The sequence below is a fragment of the Ruegeria sp. CDSC068 genome (assembly GCF_059610545.1).
In genome coordinates, this window is the sequence record NZ_JBXWNV010000004.1 from 307,980 (window position 1) to 326,152 (window position 18,173).

Annotated in this window: 21 protein-coding genes; 13 read left to right on the top strand and 8 right to left on the bottom strand. The window is 58.3% G+C overall.

What is annotated here, in order from left to right; translation table 11 throughout:
• Positions 1–32: 32 nt before the first annotated feature.
• Genes AC2FID_RS10795 through AC2FID_RS10810 form a run of 4 tightly spaced genes read left to right on the top strand, consistent with a single transcriptional unit; the run spans position 33 to position 2,948 of the window.
• Positions 33–755, top strand: a complete 723-nt coding sequence (locus AC2FID_RS10795) for a competence/damage-inducible protein A (RefSeq protein WP_496836777.1) — start codon at positions 33–35, stop codon at positions 753–755.
• Complete coding sequence (locus tag AC2FID_RS10800; RefSeq protein ID WP_496836779.1) at positions 752–1,471, top strand: GNAT family N-acetyltransferase; 720 nt, start codon at positions 752–754, stop codon at positions 1,469–1,471. Before AC2FID_RS10795 ends, AC2FID_RS10800 begins: the two co-directional genes overlap by 4 nt.
• 5 nt (positions 1,472–1,476) lie before the next feature.
• The gene (locus tag AC2FID_RS10805) at positions 1,477–2,049 is read left to right on the top strand and encodes a peroxidase-related enzyme (RefSeq protein ID WP_496773041.1); all 573 of its coding nucleotides are present in this window, start codon (positions 1,477–1,479) and stop codon (positions 2,047–2,049) included.
• Complete coding sequence (locus AC2FID_RS10810) at positions 2,046–2,948, top strand: OmpA family protein (RefSeq protein ID WP_282170181.1); 903 nt, start codon at positions 2,046–2,048, stop codon at positions 2,946–2,948. Before AC2FID_RS10805 ends, AC2FID_RS10810 begins: the two co-directional genes overlap by 4 nt.
• Positions 2,949–3,032: 84 nt before the next feature.
• On the opposite strand, the gene AC2FID_RS10815 is transcribed toward AC2FID_RS10810, so the two are convergent.
• Positions 3,033–3,938 carry a LysR family transcriptional regulator gene (locus AC2FID_RS10815; protein ID WP_282170182.1) on the bottom strand — a complete coding sequence of 302 codons (906 nt, stop codon included), beginning with the start codon at positions 3,936–3,938 and terminating at the stop codon, positions 3,033–3,035.
• A 228-nt stretch (positions 3,939–4,166) separates the two neighbouring features.
• On the opposite strand from AC2FID_RS10815, the gene AC2FID_RS10820 reads away from it, so the two are divergent.
• On the top strand, positions 4,167–4,607 hold the full coding sequence (locus AC2FID_RS10820; protein ID WP_282119589.1) for a DUF4399 domain-containing protein: 441 nt from the start codon (positions 4,167–4,169) through the stop codon (positions 4,605–4,607).
• A 26-nt stretch (positions 4,608–4,633) separates the two neighbouring features.
• Here the strand turns inward: AC2FID_RS10820 and AC2FID_RS10825 are convergent, their stop codons facing one another.
• The 3 genes from AC2FID_RS10825 to AC2FID_RS10835 all read right to left on the bottom strand — a co-directional run bounded on the left by AC2FID_RS10825 (position 4,634) and on the right by AC2FID_RS10835 (position 7,383).
• Positions 4,634–5,011: a hypothetical protein gene (locus tag AC2FID_RS10825; protein ID WP_109313618.1), complete on the bottom strand. Its 378-nt coding sequence runs from the start codon at positions 5,009–5,011 to the stop codon at positions 4,634–4,636.
• On the bottom strand, positions 5,008–5,259 hold the full coding sequence (locus AC2FID_RS10830) for a hypothetical protein (RefSeq protein WP_234999171.1): 252 nt from the start codon (positions 5,257–5,259) through the stop codon (positions 5,008–5,010). Before AC2FID_RS10830 ends, AC2FID_RS10825 begins: the two co-directional genes overlap by 4 nt.
• A gap of 96 nt (positions 5,260–5,355) precedes the next feature.
• Positions 5,356–7,383: a 2,4-dienoyl-CoA reductase FMN-binding domain-containing protein gene (locus AC2FID_RS10835; RefSeq protein ID WP_496836782.1), complete on the bottom strand. Its 2,028-nt coding sequence runs from the start codon at positions 7,381–7,383 to the stop codon at positions 5,356–5,358.
• A gap of 138 nt (positions 7,384–7,521) precedes the next feature.
• Here AC2FID_RS10835 and AC2FID_RS10840 point away from each other — a divergent pair, with 138 nt between their 5' ends.
• Complete coding sequence (locus AC2FID_RS10840) at positions 7,522–8,016, top strand: RNA pyrophosphohydrolase (protein WP_109313615.1); 495 nt, start codon at positions 7,522–7,524, stop codon at positions 8,014–8,016.
• Here AC2FID_RS10840 and AC2FID_RS10845 read toward each other — a convergent pair.
• Positions 8,013–8,657 (bottom strand): NYN domain-containing protein, encoded by a 645-nt coding sequence (locus tag AC2FID_RS10845; protein ID WP_496836784.1) that lies wholly within the window; start codon positions 8,655–8,657, stop codon positions 8,013–8,015. The genes AC2FID_RS10840 and AC2FID_RS10845 overlap by 4 nt on opposite strands.
• Before the next feature lie 186 nt (positions 8,658–8,843).
• Between AC2FID_RS10845 and sigZ the strand changes: the two genes are divergently transcribed.
• The 4 genes from sigZ to AC2FID_RS10865 all read left to right on the top strand — a co-directional run bounded on the left by sigZ (position 8,844) and on the right by AC2FID_RS10865 (position 12,440).
• Positions 8,844–9,383, top strand: coding sequence for an RNA polymerase sigma factor SigZ (gene sigZ / locus AC2FID_RS10850; RefSeq protein ID WP_282152297.1), 540 nt, complete (start codon positions 8,844–8,846; stop codon positions 9,381–9,383).
• Positions 9,384–9,447: 64 nt separating this feature from the next.
• Entirely contained in the window at positions 9,448–10,158 is a 711-nt protein-coding gene (locus AC2FID_RS10855; RefSeq protein WP_496836786.1) for a glutathione S-transferase family protein, read from the top strand.
• 72 nt (positions 10,159–10,230) lie between these two features.
• A complete protein-coding gene (locus tag AC2FID_RS10860) occupies positions 10,231–11,604 on the top strand; it encodes a radical SAM protein (RefSeq protein WP_496836788.1) in 1,374 nt (457 codons plus the stop codon).
• Positions 11,601–12,440 carry a DUF547 domain-containing protein gene (locus AC2FID_RS10865; protein WP_496836789.1) on the top strand — a complete coding sequence of 280 codons (840 nt, stop codon included), beginning with the start codon at positions 11,601–11,603 and terminating at the stop codon, positions 12,438–12,440. Before AC2FID_RS10860 ends, AC2FID_RS10865 begins: the two co-directional genes overlap by 4 nt.
• A gap of 8 nt (positions 12,441–12,448) precedes the next feature.
• Here AC2FID_RS10865 and AC2FID_RS10870 read toward each other — a convergent pair whose 3' ends face one another.
• Together AC2FID_RS10870 and nth are read right to left on the bottom strand one after the other, a co-directional pair.
• Positions 12,449–13,438, bottom strand: a complete 990-nt coding sequence (locus tag AC2FID_RS10870) for an adenosine kinase (RefSeq protein WP_472722697.1) — start codon at positions 13,436–13,438, stop codon at positions 12,449–12,451.
• Positions 13,435–14,079 carry an endonuclease III gene (gene nth / locus AC2FID_RS10875; RefSeq protein WP_496836791.1) on the bottom strand — a complete coding sequence of 215 codons (645 nt, stop codon included), beginning with the start codon at positions 14,077–14,079 and terminating at the stop codon, positions 13,435–13,437. Before nth ends, AC2FID_RS10870 begins: the two co-directional genes overlap by 4 nt.
• Positions 14,080–14,197: 118 nt before the next feature.
• Between nth and AC2FID_RS10880 the strand changes: the two genes are divergently transcribed.
• The 3 genes from AC2FID_RS10880 to AC2FID_RS10890 all read left to right on the top strand — a co-directional run bounded on the left by AC2FID_RS10880 (position 14,198) and on the right by AC2FID_RS10890 (position 16,607).
• Entirely contained in the window at positions 14,198–15,049 is an 852-nt protein-coding gene (locus AC2FID_RS10880) for a methylated-DNA--[protein]-cysteine S-methyltransferase (protein ID WP_058275230.1), read from the top strand.
• Positions 15,050–15,100: 51 nt separating this feature from the next.
• A complete protein-coding gene (locus AC2FID_RS10885; RefSeq protein WP_496760681.1) occupies positions 15,101–15,994 on the top strand; it encodes a cation diffusion facilitator family transporter in 894 nt (297 codons plus the stop codon).
• Positions 15,995–16,172: 178 nt separating this feature from the next.
• Entirely contained in the window at positions 16,173–16,607 is a 435-nt protein-coding gene (locus tag AC2FID_RS10890) for a glyoxalase superfamily protein (protein ID WP_496755355.1), read from the top strand.
• Between the two features lie 58 nt (positions 16,608–16,665).
• On the opposite strand, the gene AC2FID_RS10895 is transcribed toward AC2FID_RS10890, so the two are convergent.
• Complete coding sequence (locus AC2FID_RS10895) at positions 16,666–18,105, bottom strand: aldehyde dehydrogenase family protein (RefSeq protein ID WP_496836793.1); 1,440 nt, start codon at positions 18,103–18,105, stop codon at positions 16,666–16,668.
• Between the last annotated feature and the right edge of the window lie 68 nt (positions 18,106–18,173).

The window sequence follows — 18,173 nt, forward strand, 5'->3', positions numbered from 1 at the left end:
GCGGCCTGTGCCATATCAGGAAAGGACAGGTCATGCCGAACCCAACCGCAGCAATGCTTGTGATCGGGGATGAAATCCTGTCGGGACGCACCCGGGATGCGAACATGCATTACCTTGCGCAGGAACTGACCAAGCAGGGCATTGATCTTAAAGAGGTTCGTATGGTCAGCGATGACGCCACTGCCATCGAACAGGCCGTGCGCGCCCTGTCGGACCGCTTTGATCATGTGTTCACCAGTGGCGGAATAGGCCCGACCCATGACGATATCACGGCCGACTGCATTGCCCGCGCCTTTGGTGCATCGATTGACGTGCGCGCCGACGCCCGCGCACTGCTGGAGCGACACTATGAGAATTCAGGGCTAGAACTGAACGCCGCGCGCCTGCGGATGGCACGTATTCCGGAAGGTGCGAAACTGATAGACAACCCGGTCTCAACTGCGCCGGGATTCACCCTTGGCAATGTGCACGTCATGGCGGGAATCCCCACAATTTTTCAGGCTATGGTCGCCAGTGTTTTGCCTAAGCTGACCGGCGGCGATCCCCTGTTGTCGCAAACGCTGCGGGTCAACCGGGGTGAAGGTGATATCGCCTCGACCCTGTCAGCATTGGCCGAAGATTTCCCTGATCTCGCCATCGGCAGCTATCCGTTCCAGGTAAATGGGATATTCGGCTCTAACGTAGTGGTTCGGGGCACGAACGGGTCGCAGGTCGATGCGGCCACGACCCGGTTGGCGAAAGAGCTGGAGCTTTGAGCCCGAACTGGGGCGACGTTGTCGACGGAACATGGCCGGCGGCTCGGTTCGAGACAATTGGCCCTTTTCGCCTGCGGCAAGGATTGGGTGGTGGCTCGCGCGTTTCCGCGGCCAGCGCTCTGGCATCGGCGACCGACGCGGATATTGAAGCCGCTGAAGGGGCGATGCGCGCGATGGGTCAGCGGCCCATATTCTGCCTGCGTCCGGGCGACGAACGGCTGGATCAGCAGCTTGCGGATCGTGGCTATGACATTCTTGATCCCGTCAACATCTACCAATGCCCGGTTGAGCACCTGACAGATACTCCGATCCCCCGGGTCACCGCCTTTACCATCTGGAGTCCGCTGGCGATCATGAACGAGATCTGGGCGCAAGGCGGGATCGGTCCGGAACGGCGGGCCATCATGGACCGGGCCGAGGGGTCGAAAACGGGAATATTCCTGCGTCATTCCGATCACCCGGCGGGGACCGGTTTCGTCGCTATTCACGACGACGTAGCCATGGTCCATGCGCTGGAAATCCTGCCAGACCACCGGCGTCAGGGCTTGGGAAAATGGGCTATGCGCGCGGCTGCAATCTGGGCGCAGAAGAACGGCGCAAAAACGCTGAGCGTGATCTGCACCAAGGCCAATGACGGGGCAAATGGTCTTTACCATGCGCTCGGGATGGAGATCACCGGAGAATACCATTACCGTCAGCTTGTCCAAGGAGAGTGACCACCGTGACCGACCAAACCCTGCCCACCGCGCTGGACCTGCCGATGGTGGACCCTCTGCCGCCTGAGACGCAGAAGTACTTTGATATCTGTGTCGAAAAACTGGGCTTTGTGCCCAATGTTCTGAAGGCTTATGCGTTCGACATCGACAAGCTGAACGCGTTTACGGCGAATTATAACGACCTGATGTTGGGTGACAGCGGGTTATCAAAACTGGAACGCGAAATGATTGCGGTGGTCGTGTCCGCGATCAACAAATGCTTTTACTGTCTGGTGGCCCATGGTGCAGCTGTTCGGCAATTGTCGGGCAATCCGCAATTGGGCGAGATGCTGGTTATGAACTACCGCGTGGCCCCTCTGGTCGATCGTCAGCGCGCCATGCTGGATTTTGCTGCCAAGATGACGACCGCCAGTACTGAGATCGAAGAACCTGATCGCCAACATCTGCGCGATGTTGGTTTCAGCGACCGGGACATTTGGGACATTGCCAATGTGACCGGCTTTTTCAACATGTCGAACCGGGTGGCCAGCGCAACAGCGATGGCCCCGAACAACGAATACCATACGCAGGCCCGATGATACGAACCGCAGCCCTTTTTCTGATGATGATGGCCAGTCAGGGTCTTGCACAGAACCTGACGTTGCCCTCTGGCGCACGGCTGGTCAGCGACCGGACGAGTGAATTGGACAGCTATGAGCTGCCAATCGGTCCTTTTGCTGACGGTGCAGTGCCCGCAAGAGAGGTTGAAGGAAAAGTCGAGCGGTTAACCTGGCGGCTGCAATCGGGCTCCAGCACCACGCTGCAATTACTGGCCCCGCTGCGGGATCAGATCGCCGCGCAGGGGTACGAGATCCTGCTTGAGTGTCAGGCCAAAACGTGTGGCGGGTTCGATTTTCGATTTGGCACCGAAGTCGTGCCCACACCGGACATGTATGTGGCCATTCAGGACTATCGCTTTTTGTCCGCCATTCGGGGGGGCAATGTGGTCAGCCTGCTGGTCAGCCGCAATCCGCCTGACGGGTATGTGCAGATGATCCGCGTCACACCGGTGGGTGCAGAGGCTCCGCCGCCGCTTGTGATCGACGAGCCAGTCACGTCGTCCAGCGACCTGTTGGCCGAATTGGAGCAAAACGGCCATGCAATATTGGAAGATCTTCATTTCCGTACCGGAGAGATGACGTTGGGCGAAGGGCCTTTTGCGTCGCTGAAATTGGTTGCCGAGTTTCTGGACAAAAACCCAAACATCCGGCTGGCACTTGTGGGTCACACCGATGACACGGGCGCGCTGGATGCCAATATCTCGGTCAGTACCGGCCGTGCGCAGGCCGTGCGTGCCCGGTTGATCGAGGCGCATGGGATCGCGGCAGACCGAGTCGAAGCGCGCGGGATCGGCTATCTGGCCCCGCTCACCTCGAATGCCACGCCGGAAGGCCGCGACTTGAATCGCCGGGTCGAGGCGGTCTTGCTGATCAACTAAAGCCTGCGGTGCAGACCAAATCATGATCTGCAAAAAAAAGGGCCCACGCAATTGGCGCGGGCCGTACAGTTTACCGAGGTTAATTCACCAGTCCATTGGGCCTTTTTCGTGAAAGGCATCGACGAGAAAATCTATGAATGCCCGCACCTTGGGCTGTGTAAAGCGTCCGGGCGGGTAAACGGCGTAGACGCCCTGCACCTCGTCCGGAAGCGATGGCATCGCATCCACAACGGCACCGGATTTCAGCGCTTCTGCGTACAGATAGCTGGGTAGATATGCGATCCCCAGACCAGAGATGGCGGCGTTCAACAGGGATTGCCCATCGTTCACGCTCAGCCACCCTGCGGTGCGAACCTGTCTTTTTTCACCCGACGGCGCGGTCAGCCTCCACACGTTGCCAGAAGACTGGCTGGAGTAATGCAGCAGCTTGTGTTCGTTCAGATCGTCAATTTTCTGCGGTCGGCCGAATTTCTCGACATAGCTGGGCGCTGCGACCATCCGCTTGACAGTTTCTGTCAGTTTACGGGCGCGCAGGGTGCTGTCTTCCAGCTCACCAATCCGGACGGCCACATCGAACCCTTCTGAAATCAACTCGACGTAGCGGTTGTTCAGCACCATATTCACGGTGATATCAGGAAAGGCCGCCAGAAAATCCGACAGAACTGGAGACAGATGATTGACGCCGAAATCCGTTGCAACGCTGATCCGAAGCAGACCCGAGGGAGCGGATTGCATCGAAGTCACAAGCGCATCAGCTTCGCCCGCATCATTTAGAACGCGCCGTGCGCGATCGTAATATGCCAGGCCAATTTCCGTCGGCGACACGCGCCGGGTCGTGCGGTTCAGCAGCCGTGCGCCCAGACGGGCCTCGAGGCTGGAAACATGCTTTGACACGGCCGATTTGGAGATGCCCATTTTCTTGGCCGCATCGGTGAAGCCACCTTGGTCCACCACATTGGCAAAGGCTTCCATTTCGGTCAGTCGGTCCATTCTCATTCCCCAGGTCTTAGTCCTTTTTTCCAACCTGACGTCCAATCTAGGCGGAAACAGGGCGGACATGGGATAATATCAGGGTTTCAATTCGGATCGTTTGCATATGGGAAACGCGGAAACGATGGTTTCCTAGATGGCCACAAAGCCTGTAAGCCAAGGGTTTTGGGTGATTTCGGCCAGATATGCTAGGGTGACAATGGCAAATTTGTGACCACGGAGGAGATCATGAAAGCCATTTATACCATCGCAGCCATATGTCTGTCCGCAACCCTTGTATGGGCGGGTGGCGAGACGCCGTCGAACCCAGACGCACGGGTCTATTTTGTAAACCTGTCGGATGGCGACACGGTTTCATCGCCGGTGACCGTGGTCTTTGGGCTAAGCGGGATGGGCGTGGCCCCCGCCGGAACCGAGGTGGAAAATACCGGGCACCACCATTTGCTGATCGACCGCCCGCCATTGGGTGAGGGCGAGGACGGTGTGGACGAGCTGGCCTATGGTCTGCCTGCGGACGACAACCATCTGCATTTCGGCGGGGGACAGACCGAGGTGACAACGGAATTGGCCCCTGGTGCACACACGCTGCAACTGGTGCTGGGCGATGCCGGGCATGTGCCACACTCCCCTCCTATTGTGTCCCAGGTGATCACGATAACGGTCGAGTAGCCGACGTGCCTTCGCGGCGCAGGCAACTATGCCACGTCGGGCAATAGGAAAATACGGCGCGCCAGCGCCGAATTCAGCCGTTCTTGTGGATACCATTGGCTGAGGGCGGTCTTGGCCATCAAATCGGGGTTTTCCGCAATGAATGCCTCGAAAGTACTGGATTGTGAACTGGCAAGACGCTCTGCGATCAGGCTCATGAATGCGTAAGTGATCGTCAGGTTGAACTTATCCGGGGCGCCGGCTTTGGCCGCAAGTGTTCGGATCCCTTTGGCGTAGATCGCTGCAGCATCGATGAAATCGTACTTTCGCAGCAGGTCATATGCGACCTGTACATGTTCGGCATGTCCGAACGTTGTGTTATCGATGGCGTGTGCCTCAAACGCGCTGGTGATGTCGGTGCTCATTCTCCGTCCTCCTTGAAACGGTGGCTGTCCTCGGCTGTCCAGTCGAGGTCGTAGACATTTTTGAGCTGTTTGATCTTCTCCAGCGTTTCCTCGGAAAACGCTGGCTTGTTCTCAAAGCTATGCAGGGTAATCCCCTCGATCAGATCGCCAAGGGTCATGTCCAGCGACTCTGCCAGCCCCTTGAGGACTTTCAGCAGGCGTTTTTCGATACGAATTCCCGTTTGGGTGCGTTCTGTTTTCTGACTCATGACGTACATATGTATATTAATACCAATAGAGTCAAGCGGCACAAAAAAAGCCGCCTCTTTCGAGACGACTTCCTGCAGTTCAATTGAGGTGTTGCTTTAGAACGTAGCCGCCAGCCGCGTCCCCTGATTGATCGCCCGTTTAGCATCCAACTCTGCCGCCACATCCGCACCGCCGATCACGTGCGGAGTGATACCCTGGTCGATCAACGCATCCGCCAGGCTGCGCTCGGATACCTGACCGGAACACATAACGATTGTGTCCGCCGCGATAACGGTCGGATCAGCACGTTCTTCGCCAAAGCTGATATGCAGGCCGTCTTCGTCGATGTGCTCGTAATTCACGCCGCCCACAAAATTGACGTCCTTCATCTTTAGCGTAGCGCGGTGAATCCAGCCGGTTGTTTTACCCAGACCTTTCCCATGCGCCTGTTTCTTGCGCTGTAACAGAGTGACCTCACGCGCAGGTGCCGCAGGTTGCGGACCCTCAGGTGCCAGGCCCGAGCGGTGTTCGGCCGGGTCTGTGACGCCCCATTCCTTCATCCATGCGGGCAGGTCGGTGGTAACGCTGTGGCCGTCTTCCAGCAGGAATTCGGACACATCAAACCCGATGCCGCCGGCACCGATCACGGCGACTGACTTACCGACATCCGCCTTTTCGCGCAGCACGTCGATATAATTGATGACGTTGTCCCGATCCTGACCCGGGATTTGCGGATCGCGCGGAATGACACCAGTAGCGATAACCACCTCGTCAAAGCCGGTCAGGTCGTCAGCGCTGACTTCGCGGTTCAGCTCTACCTTCACACCCAGATCGGTCATCATGGTGCGGTACCAATCGACCAGTCCCCAGAACTCTTCTTTGCCCGGAACCTGCTTGGCCATGTTCAATTGGCCGCCAATCTCCGAGGCGCGATCGAACAGGGTCACGTCGTGTCCGCGCTGGGCTGCGGTCATCGCGGTGGACAATCCCGCGGGGCCGGCGCCGACAATGGCAATCGTCTTTGGCGCTTCAGTTGTGGTGAATTCCAATTCGGTCTCATGGCAAGCGCGCGGGTTCACAAGGCACGAGGTCAACTTGCCGCTAAAGGTGTGGTCCAGACACGCCTGGTTGCAGGCAATGCACGGCGCAATCTGTGCCGCTTCACCTGCAATTGCCTTGTTGACGAAATCTGCATCGGCGAGCATCGGACGGGCCAGAGACACCATGTCGGCGCAACCCGTCGACAGGACCTCTTCGGCTACCTCTGGCGTGTTGATCCGGTTCGAGGTGATGACGGGGATAGAAACCTTACCCATCAGCTTTTTCGTTACCCAGGCGAAGGCCGCGCGCGGAACGCTGGTGGCGATGGTCGGAATGCGTGCTTCGTGCCAGCCGATGCCGGTGTTGATGATCGTGGCACCGGCCTCTTCGATACGCTGGGCCAGTTCAACGACCTCTTCATGGGTCGAGCCATTGGGGATCAGGTCGATCATCGACAGGCGATAGATGATGATAAAATCAGTGCCTACGGCTTCACGCGTGCGGCGAACGACTTCGATCGGCAGGCGCATACGGTTCTCATAGGACCCGCCCCAATGGTCGGTACGCATGTTGGTGTGTTTCACAATGAACTGGTTGAGGAAATATCCCTCGGACCCCATGATCTCGACCCCGTCATAACCCGCTTTCCGGGCCAGAACGGCAGCGTTCACGATGTCGCTGATCTGTTTCTCGATACCTTCCTCGTCCAGCTCATTCGGCGGGAAGGGCGAGATCGGGGATTTCACCGGGCTGGGGGCCACACATTTCGGACCATAAGCATAGCGACCCGCATGTAGGATCTGCATCGCGATTTTGCCCCCCGCGTCGTGCACCCGCTGTGTCACGATGGAATGGTTCGCGACTTCTTTATCATTGGTCATCATCGACGCGCCGGGCAGCACCGATCCTTCAAGGTTCGGGCCAATCCCGCCTGTCACCATCAATGCGACACCGCCACGGGCGCGGTCGGCATAGAACTCGGCCACACGGTTCCAGTCGCCGGTTTCCTCAAGCCCTGTGTGCATCGACCCCATCAGGACGCGGTTCTTCAAAGTCGTAAAGCCCAGATCCAGCGGGGCCAGCATATTTGGGTACGCAGTCATGGCGAACTCTCCCTCCCGATTTGTCGACGCTAGATTGACCTTCACGTCAACGTTGTCACGCGAAACCTAACGTCACACCCTTTGCTGGCGCCTTGGGGCTTGATACAGACGTCTCAAAGCACATTCACGAGGCTGCACATGACCCCCGAAGAGATCGCCAAACTGCCCTATCGCCCTTGCGTGGGGCTTATGCTGATGAATGCCGAGGGCAGGATTTTCGTCGGTCAGCGCAATGATCGCCACAAGGATGCATGGCAAATGCCTCAGGGCGGCGTGGACAAGGGCGAAGATCCACGGGATGCAGCCCTGCGTGAGCTGTGGGAAGAAACCGGCGTAACCTCGGACTTGGTCGAGATCGTCGCCGAAACAGACGGCTGGCTGCCTTATGATCTGCCACACGACATCGTGCCGAAAATCTGGAAAGGCCGTTATCGCGGGCAGGAACAGAAATGGTTCTTTCTGCGGTTCACCGGCCGCGACGATCAGATCGACATCCAGACCGAGCACCCGGAATTCATCAAGTGGAAATGGCAGGAGCCCGGTCAGCTGATTGACGAGATCGTGCCGTTCAAACGTGAGGTTTACCGACAGGTGGTTGCCGCCTTTGCCGATTACTTGGGCTTTGGGCGCTAACCAAAGCCTTGGGGCTTGAAGCGAACGCGTGCGGCAGGTCCTTTGGGGTCCAGTTCGAACAAATCGTCGCGCGCGGTCAGGTATCCGCGCCAGTTCTTTTCGGGATACGTACTGATCTTGATATCGTGTAACCGACGCATACGCACGTTTAGATCGGCGATGGGTATGCCTTGCCCATTCTGGCTGTCCTGAGAAATTACAGTCTGGATTTTTCTGTCGAGGTCGGACGCCTCGGAGGCTCGGCTTTGCTGAAGCTCAACAAACACAGTGCAATTATCCCGAACGTGCTGTGGTGCTTTGGCTTCGCCAACGCCGACTGTCCTGACGCCGAATTCGCGTAGCCGCCGATGCAGGTGCGTAAAGTCGCCGTCCGAGCTGACGATCACCATGGCATCGATGCCCCGGTTCAAGGCGAACTCGATTGCGTCGATACACAATAGAATATCTGAGGCGTTCTTGCCCGTGCCGCTATGGATCAGGTGATACTCGCTGGCCTCATGCCACGCCGAAGAAACCTGAGCATTCATATAAACCCGTGCGACGTCGATACGCCCATATTTCTGAGCGATCCGGCCAACGTATTTTTTGTAAGTGGCGCTGATATTGTCGCCGTCCACCAAAATAGCTACGCGAAGTGTCATAAAAAATCCGGAATTAATCTAATTGGCGATGAGATACATCGACACTGAGGCAAATTTTTGGCGTTGTAGCTGGCAACCTCGCCTTGCCAAAAATCGCGCCGGTAGACTTGCAAAATCGGTTCCTACAAACGTGCGGAGTACGAGCAGGTGGTTGCCGCCTTTGCCGATCACCTGTCATAAAGCGGCATGCAGATTGAAGACATCTGGCCCAAGTACCGCGCGCGCCTGAAGGCGTTTCTGCATTCGCGTGTGTCCAACACCGCGGATGTGGAAGACCTGTTGCAAGAGATCTCGGTCAAGGTCTTCACCGGTCTGCCCAATCTGAAAGACCCTGCCAAACTGCAACCGTGGTTGTTTCAAACGGCCGACCGCACGATCATCGACCATTACCGAAAATCCGGCCGTGTCGAGGCGCATCCGGATGATCTTTGGTATCATCGGGATGATCCGGAAACGCGTCAGGACCTTGAGGGGTGCGTCGAACCTTTCATTCGCGGGTTGCCGCAGGAAACCGCGGACATGCTGATGGAGATCGACATCAATGGCATGTCCCAACAGGATTATGCACAGGCGCAGGGGCTGGCCTATTCAACGCTTAAGTCCCGGGTTCAAAAAGGCCGCTCGGAGCTGCGAAAAGCGTTCGAAGATTGCTGCAATATCTCAATGGATGTGCGGGGCAATATCTCGGACGTGCAGAAAAAACCGAAATCCTGCAAAAAATGTTGATCTGATCGTCGTCTTTTTGGCGCGGGCTTCGTCTGACAGATGAAACCAGCAAAAGGAAAGACAAATGATCCGTATCATCAGTTTCAAAATCTGCCCCTTCGTTCAGCGTGTCACTGCGCTGTTGGAAGCCAAGCAGGTGCCCTATCAGATCGACTACATAAGCCTCAGCGACAAGCCGGATTGGTTTCTGGAGCTGTCGCCGACAGGTCAGGTGCCGGTTCTGGTGACCGAAGGCGGTATAGCGCTGTTTGAGTCGGACGCGATTGCCGAATACCTCGATGAGGTGGCCGCCCCGCTGCAACCCGATCTGACACCCGAACAGCGCGCTCTGAACCGCGCGTGGAGCTATCAGGCCAGCAAGCACTACCTTGTTCAGTGCAGCGCAATGCAAAGCGCGGATCTGGTGATCTTTGCGGATCGGACGACCAAGTTGAACGCCTCGTTCGCGAAAGCCGAGAAGCAGCTTAGCTGTGGCCCATTCTTTGCGGGTGAGGCGCTGGGCAATGTCGATATGGCTTGGTTGCCGTTGCTTCACCGGGCTGCAATCGTGGCCGATCACAGCGGGCACGATATGCTGGCTGACTATCCTAAGGTGAAGGCGTGGCAACAGGCTTTGATGGCGACCGGCATCCCGCAGAAAACCGTTTCCGAGGATTTTGTAACCCGGTTCACCGATTTCTATCTCGCAGAGCGGACGTGGTTGGGGCGGGGTGCGAACCTGAACGAAGCGCCTGCAACCGCTCAGGTGAAACAATCCGGCGGGTGCTGCGGGTGATTCACTCACTAAGCCGCACGTTGGCGTGAGGGGGCGTGGCCGCATCTGATCGACCTGTCTAGCTTGACGGGTATGAAGGACACGTCCCCAACTCTCTCTTCTGTAAAACCCGCCGGACGCAAGTTTACCGGCACTGACCGTCGCGCGCCTTTGCGCGGCGGTCTGCAAGGGTGCGGGGAATATGGCGCAGGGCAGACGGCAGGCCGGTTCTACCCCATCGCCTGCGTCGCGCTTGAGGTCACCCAACGCTGTAATCTGGATTGCACACTGTGTTACCTCTCGGACCGAGCCGAGATGACCTATGACCCACCGCTGTCGGTTCTGTTTGCGCGTCTTGCCACAATCCACAGCCATTATGGCCCCGGTGTCTCGGTCCAGCTGACGGGGGGTGATCCGACCCTGCGCAAGGTGGAAGACCTAGAGGCACTGTGCCGTGAAATTCGCCGCCTGGGCATGCGGTCGTGCCTGATGACCAACGGCATTCGCGCCAGCCGGGCGTTTCTGACGCGGCTTGCGGCGGCGGGGTTGGATGACGTGGCCTTTCACGTCGACATGACGCAGGAGCGCAAGGGGTTCAACAGCGAGACTGAGTTAAATGTGGTGCGCCGCGCCTATATCCGCCACACGCGCGGACTGGGCCTGCGGGTATTGTTCAACACGACGGTCTTCGGCGGCAATATTGCTGAACTGTCTGCGCTGGCACGATTCATGCGAGACCGCCCCGAGGTGGCTTTTGTGTCCTTCCAGATGCAAGCGGATACCGGGCGCGGGATGTTACGCGAACGTCCCGACGCGATCACGCAGGACAGTGTCATGCGTGCGGTCGAGGCCGGATATGAAACGCCCCTGCATTTTGACACGGCCGCCGTTGGGCATTCGAAATGCAATCGCTATGCAAGTGTTGTGACTGCCGGCGGGCGTGCGGTTTCGGTTCTGTCCGCCAAACGCCTGACGCAGAAAGTGATCGCCGCGCTAAGCCGGGCCGACCAATCAACTGACGGTCATATCGACACCCGTGACAGCGTCCGGCGTATGGCGCGGCGCAACCCGTTTTTGGCGCTGCGGGCCGGGTTGCATCTGCTGAAATGCGTGCTGCGTTTGGGCCGCGGCTTGTTGCGGGGACCTGTCCGCCGGCAATCGGTCTTCATTCATAACTTCATGGCCGCCGACGCGTTGGAGGATGATCGCTGTGTCTCTTGCGTCTTTATGGTCGCAACCGCAAACGGGCCGTTGTCCATGTGCGTTCACAACGCGCAGCGTGACATGCATCTGGTCGCACCGGATCGGGTGGACGGGCCTTCAGGCCCAAGCTGGTGGAATGCCGCCGTCCCCCACCTGTCCGCTGGACCCGATCTGCCGGACCTGAGCGATCCGGGTCTGGCCCCGCTCAAGCGGCTCAAGGGGCAGATGCGCGCCACGCGCCGGAACCAAAAGGACGTCTCATGAGAAAACTTCTGATCCTGCTTCTGCTTCCGGTTTTGACCGCTTGCGCAAGTGTCGAGCGTCTGGCCTTGCCCGCCCCCGAGGCATTGCCAGGGCAGACCCTGACCAGATTTGCGTCCCCGCCGGGCGAAAAGGTCGATCACCGCGACTGGACCGCCTTTCTGCACCGTTATGTCGTAGCCGACGGGAAGGGCGTGAACCGGGTAGCTTACGGGCAGGTGACACAGGCAGACCGCGCGCGCCTGGACGAATATCTGGTCGATCTGCAAGCCGTTGACCCTGCGCGGCTGACACGTGACCAGCAACTGGCCTATTGGATAAACTTGTACAATGCGCTGACGGTGGATGTGGTTCTTGAAAACTATCCCGTTGCTTCGATCCGCGACATCAAGGATGGGCCATTATCGATTGGGCCGTGGAATCAACCTCTGGCGCGGGTGGCCGGGCAGGAGTTGACCCTCAATGACATCGAACACCGCATTATTCGGCCCACATTCGGCGAACCGCGCATCCACTATGCGCTGAACTGCGCCGCTGTGGGCTGCCCTAACCTGATGGATCGCGCCTGGCAGGCCGCGACATTGGAGCGCGATTTCGCCGCTGCCGAGCACGCCTATATCAACGATCCGCGTGGCGTGCAGTTCGACCAACGCGGCGGATTGATCCTGTCAAAGATCTTTATCTGGTTCCGCGAGGATTTCGGACCAAATGAAAAATCCGTGCTGGCCTACATCGCGACCGCAGCGGAACCCGAGCTGCGCGCCCGTCTTCAGCAGACGCCGCGTGTCAAAGCGTATCAGTATAACTGGGCTTTGAACGACGCGGCGGCTGGATCTTAATCAGCGGATTACAGCAACCCTTCGGCGCGCAGCAGGTCCTGCATGTTCGCCTCGGGGCGCGGGCCGATGTGGCTGATGACCTCGCGGGCGCAGATATTGCCGATCTTGGCGCAGGCTTCGTGATCGCGGCCTGTGGCCATGCCAAACAGGAAGCCGGCGGCAAACTGATCGCCCGCACCGGTTGCGTCCACGGGCACGACTTTCTCGACTGGTACGTCGACGCGTTGCCCGTCGCTTAGGACAGTCACGCCGTCGCCGGAGCGGGTGCATACGACAAGCGGGCAGATCGCGGCGGTTTTGGCCAGCGCCTCTTCCAGATCGTCGGTTTCGAACAGGGATTTGATCTCGGCCTCGTTGCCGATGACGAAATCAAGTTCGTTTTCGATCAGCAGCAGGAAATCGACACGGTGGCGTTCCACACAGAAGGGGTCGGAAATGGCGATACCCGCCTTGCCGCCACCCTTGTGGCACGCGCGCGCGGCCTCAAGAAACGCGGCTTTGCCCTTTTCCTTGTCGAACAGATAGCCCTCAAGGAACATGATCTGGCTGTTGCCTGCGACGTCATCCGATACGTCCTGCGACGACAGTTCCGAGGAAATCCCCAGATAAGTGTTCATCGACCGTTCCCCATCGGGCGAGACAAAGATCATCGAACGCGAGGTCGGCAGTTCGCCCCCCGGTACCGGAGGATTCACGAAATCAACGCCGTCCTCGTTCATCGCATCCGCGTAAAACCGGCCCAGAGCGTCATCATGAACCCGCCCGATAAACGCTGAATCCAGCCCCAGCGCACCTGCGCCGGCGATGGTGTTGGCGACCGAGCCACCCGGCGTCTGTACGCGGCCTTCCATCGAGGCATAGAGGACCTCGCCACGCTCCTGCTCGATCAGCTGCATGATGCCTTTTTCAATGCCCATCAACTCCAGGAAACTGTCGTCGGCTTGGGAAATCACGTCCACAACTGCGTTTCCGATGCCGGTCAGTTGGTAGGTTTTCATAGGTTCTTGTCCTCAAATTCGCAGAGATCGCGGATGATGCAGGTGCCGCACATGGGTTTGCGCGCCTTGCAATGATAGCGGCCATGCAGGATCAGCCAGTGATGCGCGTGCAGCTGAAAGTCTGTGGGGATATTGTCCTCGATGGCGCGCTCGACGGCGTCAACGTTTTTACCTGGGCAGATGCCCGAGCGGTTGCCTACACGGAAGATATGCGTGTCCACCGCCTGCGCCGGATACCGCCACCACATGTTCAACACCACATTGGCCGTCTTGCGGCCCACACCCGGCAGCGATTGCAGCGCGGCGCGGGAATTGGGCACCTCGCCGCCATACTCGTCGACCAGAATACGGCTGAGCTTAACGACGTTTTTCGCCTTTTGCCGAAACAGGCCAATGGTCTTGATGTGTTCAATCAGACCTTCTTCGCCCAGATCCAGCATCTTTTGCGGTGTGTCGGCGATCTTGAACAACGCACGGGTGGCCTTGTTCACGCCTACATCGGTGGCTTGCGCAGACAGCGCCACAGCAACGACCAGAGTATAGACGTTGACATGCTCAAGCTCGCCCTTGGGTTCGGGGTCGGCTTCCTGAAAGCGCGTAAAGATCTCGCGGATCCGGTGATATCCGAGTTGTTTTGCCATCCGCGTCTTAATGCCGTTCGGGGCGCGTCGATACAAGTCCAAAGCCAATGCGCAAGTTCCGGGTCGCGAGGGCGTAACCTGCGCGCTATGGTTTGGTCAAGAATATGAGGTAATAGCCATGAACGTCCAGACACCGGAAAGCGGATACCACTACAACGTCATGCGCCGCGCGATCGACCTGATTGATCGAGGCGGAGAAGGCCTGAGCCTGGAAGAGCTAGCCCGCCAGATGGATATGAGCCCGGCGCATTTCCAGCGCCTGTTCTCGCGTTGGACGGGGGTGTCGCCGAAACGCTACCAGCAATATCTGACCTTGGGCCACGCCAAGGCATTGTTGCGGGAACGGTTCACCACGTTGGAAACCGCACACAACGTCGGCCTGTCCGGCAGTGGCCGTCTGCACGATTTGTTCCTGAAATGGGAATCCATGAGCCCCGGCGAATACGCGCGCAGAGGCGTGGGGCTGACGATCTATTGGGGCTGGTTCGAATGCCCCTTTGGCCCGGCACTGGTCATGGGAACCGATAAGGGTATCTGCGGCATTGCCTTCGGGGCCGAAACTGGCGAAGAGGCCGCGATGGAGGATATGATCTCACGCTGGCCCAAGGCCGAGTTCATAGAAGATCCGATGCGACTGCGCCCTTGGGTTCTAAGTGCTTTTGGCGCGGCAAGCGACCGGTTGGAACCTACGCCGCTGTACCTCATTGGCTCGCCCCTGCAAATCAAGGTTTGGGAGGCGCTGATGCACATCCCGTCGGGTCAGGTCACCACCTATTCTGAGATTGCGCAACGTGTGGGATCGCCACAAGCAGTGCGCGCCGTGGGTACTGCGGTTGGCCGCAACCCGGTCAGCTGGCTGATCCCTTGCCACCGGGCGCTCCGCAAATCCGGTGGGCTGGGTGGCTATCACTGGGGCTTGCCGGTCAAACGCGCAATGCTGGCATTCGAGGCCGCTCAGGCCGACGCATAGTCACGTCAAAAACAAACTTTGCGCTGCTGCATCCTGTGATAGTGAGATTCTATGAAGCAGGACAGCAGGCAGATCACACAGACGTTCGCGGCGTGGGCCATTCCGGTTTCAGTGGCGGTTTTGCTGCTGAAACTGCTGGCCTGGTGGGTGACGGGCTCGGTCGCCCTGCTCTCGGACGCCTTGGAATCAGTGGTGAATGTGGCGGCCGCTCTGCTTGCATTTTTTGCGGTGCGGATATCTGGCATGCCGCCAGACAAGAAACACCCGTTCGGGCATAAGAAAGCCGAGTACTTGTCGGCGGTTATTGAGGGAACATTGATTGTTCTGGCCGCGCTGCTGATCATTCGTGAAGCCGTCTATGCCCTGCCTAATCCGCATCTGGCCGGGGAACCGTTACTGGGTATTGCCATTAATGTGGGCGCCACCTGCCTGAATGGCATCTGGGCGTTTCTGCTGTTGCGGGTTGGGCGACGAGAATCCTCACCGGCGTTGGAGGCGAGCGGAAAGCACATATTAACCGACATTATGACCTCGGTCGGTGTTGTTGTCGGGTTGCTGATTGCGATGGCGACAGGTTGGTTGGTCCTTGATCCGATCATCGCGATTCTGGTGGCGTTGAACATTCTGTGGGAGGGGTGGAAGGTCATCCGCAGCTCGGTCGACGGATTGATGGATGCTTCGCTGGTCGATGGGGAATTGACTTCTGTCCGCGAAACAATCGAAGCCAATTTGGGCCCGGCGTTGGAGTATCATGATCTGCGCGGTCGCAGGTCAGCCAACATGATTTTCGTTGAGTTTCACCTTGTCGTTGACGGTGCCATGTCGGTCGCGGCCGCGCATGACATCTGCGACGATATCGAGGCGGCCCTGAACAGGAAGTTTCCGGGGTCAGTTTTTGTCATCCATCTGGAACCGGACAGCGAGTTAAAAAGTACCAGAGCCTGATTGACAGACACATCCGCCAGTGCGAAATGTCGCCCTCAGGTTCGGGTCCCCTGCCGTTCGCAGCCATTTGGCATTGGTGAAACCCGGTTGATGAACATCTGTTGCCCTTTCCTGGCGCGCGGATGGCAATGCGAACCCCGTCCTGACTTGGCGCCCGTTTAAGGAAACGAGGCAAGAAATGACACGTTCAAACAGTATTGCTCCACTTGAGGAGCTAAAAGCTCAGGCAAAACGACTGCGCGATAGGCTGCGCGGTGCGGGGGTCACGCTCTCGCATAGTGAATCGCTGGAATTGTTGGCGCATCAACATGGGGTGCGCGATTGGAATACGTTGCACGCCATGGCCGGAAATCGCATGCATTTGCGTGTTGGTGACCGGGTTGAAGGGTTCTATTTAGGGCAGCCCTTCAGGGCGGAAATCCGTGGTATGACCCTATTGGGTGACGGGTCGCATCGGCGCGTTACGTTACATTTTGACACCCCCGTGGATGTCGTTCAGTTCAACAGCTTCTCGGCCTATCGTCAGCGCGTAACCGGTGAGATTGGCTGGGATGGTCGATCCACGCGGCATACCTCGGACGGCCAACCGCAACTGATCGTGCGACCCACGTAAAGAAAAGGGCGCGGCGGGTAACCACCGCCGCGCCCTTTTGTTAAGTTCTGGTCTGGCGTCACTCTGCCGCCCAGCCACCGACGGCTTTGACCTCAAGGAAATCCTCCAACCCCCACAAGCCGCCTTCGCGCCCGTTTCCGGACTGTTTCATGCCGCCAAACGGTGATCCTGCACTGCGCGACTGGCCATTCATTTCGACCATGCCGGAACGCAATACCCGCGCCATTCGGTTTGCCCGCGCGCCGTCTTGTGTCTGAACGTAATTGGTCAGGCCGTATGGCGTGTCGTTGGCAATCTCGACCGCCTCTTCTTCGGTGTCGAAGGGGATCATGGTCAGGACCGGGCCAAAGATCTCTTCGCGCGCGACGGTCATCTGGTTATTGGCGTCGGCAAAGACGGTCGGACGTACATAATAGCCCTTGTTCAGCCCCTCGGGCCGACCGGTGCCGCCTGTCACCAGTCGGGCGCCTTCGTCGATGCCCTTCTGGATCAGGTCCTGGATTTTGTTCCACTGCACCTCGTTCACGACAGGGCCAATATGGCGGCCTTCTTCCTGCGCGCTGCCCACCGAAACCAAGCTGGCCACCTCGGCCGCGGTTTCCACGGCCTGATCGTAGATCGGGCGTTGCACCAGCATGCGGCTGGGCGCATTACAGCTTTGGCCGGTGTTGTTCATCATATGCAGAACGCCGCGTTTGACGGCCTTTTCATCGGCATCGGCAAAGACCACGTTTGCGCCCTTACCGCCCAGCTCCAGATGTACCTTCTTCAAGGTGTCTGCAGCACTTTTTGAGATCTCTGTGCCTGCGCGGGTCGAGCCGGTAAAGCTGACCATATCCACATCCGGATGCGCCGACAGTTGCGAGCCGACGCCGACGCCATCGCCGTTCACCAGATTGAATACACCGGCGGGGAAGCCGGCCTCATCCATCATCTCGGCAAAAATCATTGCGTTCAGCGGGCTTTGTTCGGAGGGTTTCAGAACCATGGTGCAGCCTGCAATCGCCGCCGCGCCAACCTTGAGCGTGACTTGGTTCATCGGCCAGTTCCATGGCGTTATTAGGGCGGCAACACCGACGGCCTCATAGATGATCCTGTCATTGGGCGCGTGATCGCCCAGCGGGCGGTCGAATTGGAACGCTTTGGCTGCGCGCACAAAGTTCGCAAGGTGATACATGCCCGCGCCTGATTGTTGGGTGCGCGCCATGTCGATTGGCGCGCCCATCTCAAGTGACATCGCCTGTGCCAAATCCTCGGACCGGGATTGGTAAATCTCGATCAGTTTCTCGACCAGCGCGATGCGATCTTCGACCTGTGTGGCCATCCAGCCGGGCAGGGCGGCCTTTGCGGCAGCAACTGCGGCGTCGGTATCAGCTTGTGCGCCCAGTGAGATCACCGCGCAGGGTTCCTCGGTCGAGGGGTTGATTACCTCGAAATCATTCGCTGCAGATGGGGCGACCCATGTTCCGTCAATGTAGAAATTGCGTTTCTCGATCATCACGTATCCTCCTGATCCCGTGGCCCGGATGGCGGGAATTTGCGCCACTCTGGCACCGGCGTATCTGT

Excerpts from the sequence above, each read along its gene's own strand:
- AC2FID_RS10795 (WP_496836777.1), top strand. The coding sequence starts at position 33 with ATGCCGAACCCAACCGCAGCAATGCTTGTGATCGGGGATGAAATCCTG.
- AC2FID_RS10810 (WP_282170181.1), top strand. The coding sequence starts at position 2,046 with ATGATACGAACCGCAGCCCTTTTTCTGATGATGATGGCCAGTCAGGGT.
- AC2FID_RS10815 (WP_282170182.1), bottom strand. The coding sequence starts at position 3,938 with ATGGACCGACTGACCGAAATGGAAGCCTTTGCCAATGTGGTGGACCAA.
- AC2FID_RS10820 (WP_282119589.1), top strand. The coding sequence starts at position 4,167 with ATGAAAGCCATTTATACCATCGCAGCCATATGTCTGTCCGCAACCCTT.
- AC2FID_RS10825 (WP_109313618.1), bottom strand. The coding sequence starts at position 5,011 with ATGAGCACCGACATCACCAGCGCGTTTGAGGCACACGCCATCGATAAC.
- AC2FID_RS10830 (WP_234999171.1), bottom strand. The coding sequence starts at position 5,259 with ATGAGTCAGAAAACAGAACGCACCCAAACGGGAATTCGTATCGAAAAA.
- AC2FID_RS10835 (WP_496836782.1), bottom strand. The coding sequence starts at position 7,383 with ATGACTGCGTACCCAAATATGCTGGCCCCGCTGGATCTGGGCTTTACG.
- AC2FID_RS10840 (WP_109313615.1), top strand. The coding sequence starts at position 7,522 with ATGACCCCCGAAGAGATCGCCAAACTGCCCTATCGCCCTTGCGTGGGG.
- AC2FID_RS10845 (WP_496836784.1), bottom strand. The coding sequence starts at position 8,657 with ATGACACTTCGCGTAGCTATTTTGGTGGACGGCGACAATATCAGCGCC.
- sigZ (WP_282152297.1), top strand. The coding sequence starts at position 8,844 with ATGCAGATTGAAGACATCTGGCCCAAGTACCGCGCGCGCCTGAAGGCG.
- AC2FID_RS10855 (WP_496836786.1), top strand. The coding sequence starts at position 9,448 with ATGATCCGTATCATCAGTTTCAAAATCTGCCCCTTCGTTCAGCGTGTC.
- AC2FID_RS10860 (WP_496836788.1), top strand. The coding sequence starts at position 10,231 with ATGAAGGACACGTCCCCAACTCTCTCTTCTGTAAAACCCGCCGGACGC.
- AC2FID_RS10865 (WP_496836789.1), top strand. The coding sequence starts at position 11,601 with ATGAGAAAACTTCTGATCCTGCTTCTGCTTCCGGTTTTGACCGCTTGC.
- AC2FID_RS10870 (WP_472722697.1), bottom strand. The coding sequence starts at position 13,438 with ATGAAAACCTACCAACTGACCGGCATCGGAAACGCAGTTGTGGACGTG.
- nth (WP_496836791.1), bottom strand. The coding sequence starts at position 14,079 with ATGGCAAAACAACTCGGATATCACCGGATCCGCGAGATCTTTACGCGC.
- AC2FID_RS10880 (WP_058275230.1), top strand. The coding sequence starts at position 14,198 with ATGAACGTCCAGACACCGGAAAGCGGATACCACTACAACGTCATGCGC.
- AC2FID_RS10885 (WP_496760681.1), top strand. The coding sequence starts at position 15,101 with ATGAAGCAGGACAGCAGGCAGATCACACAGACGTTCGCGGCGTGGGCC.
- AC2FID_RS10890 (WP_496755355.1), top strand. The coding sequence starts at position 16,173 with ATGACACGTTCAAACAGTATTGCTCCACTTGAGGAGCTAAAAGCTCAG.
- AC2FID_RS10895 (WP_496836793.1), bottom strand. The coding sequence starts at position 18,105 with ATGATCGAGAAACGCAATTTCTACATTGACGGAACATGGGTCGCCCCA.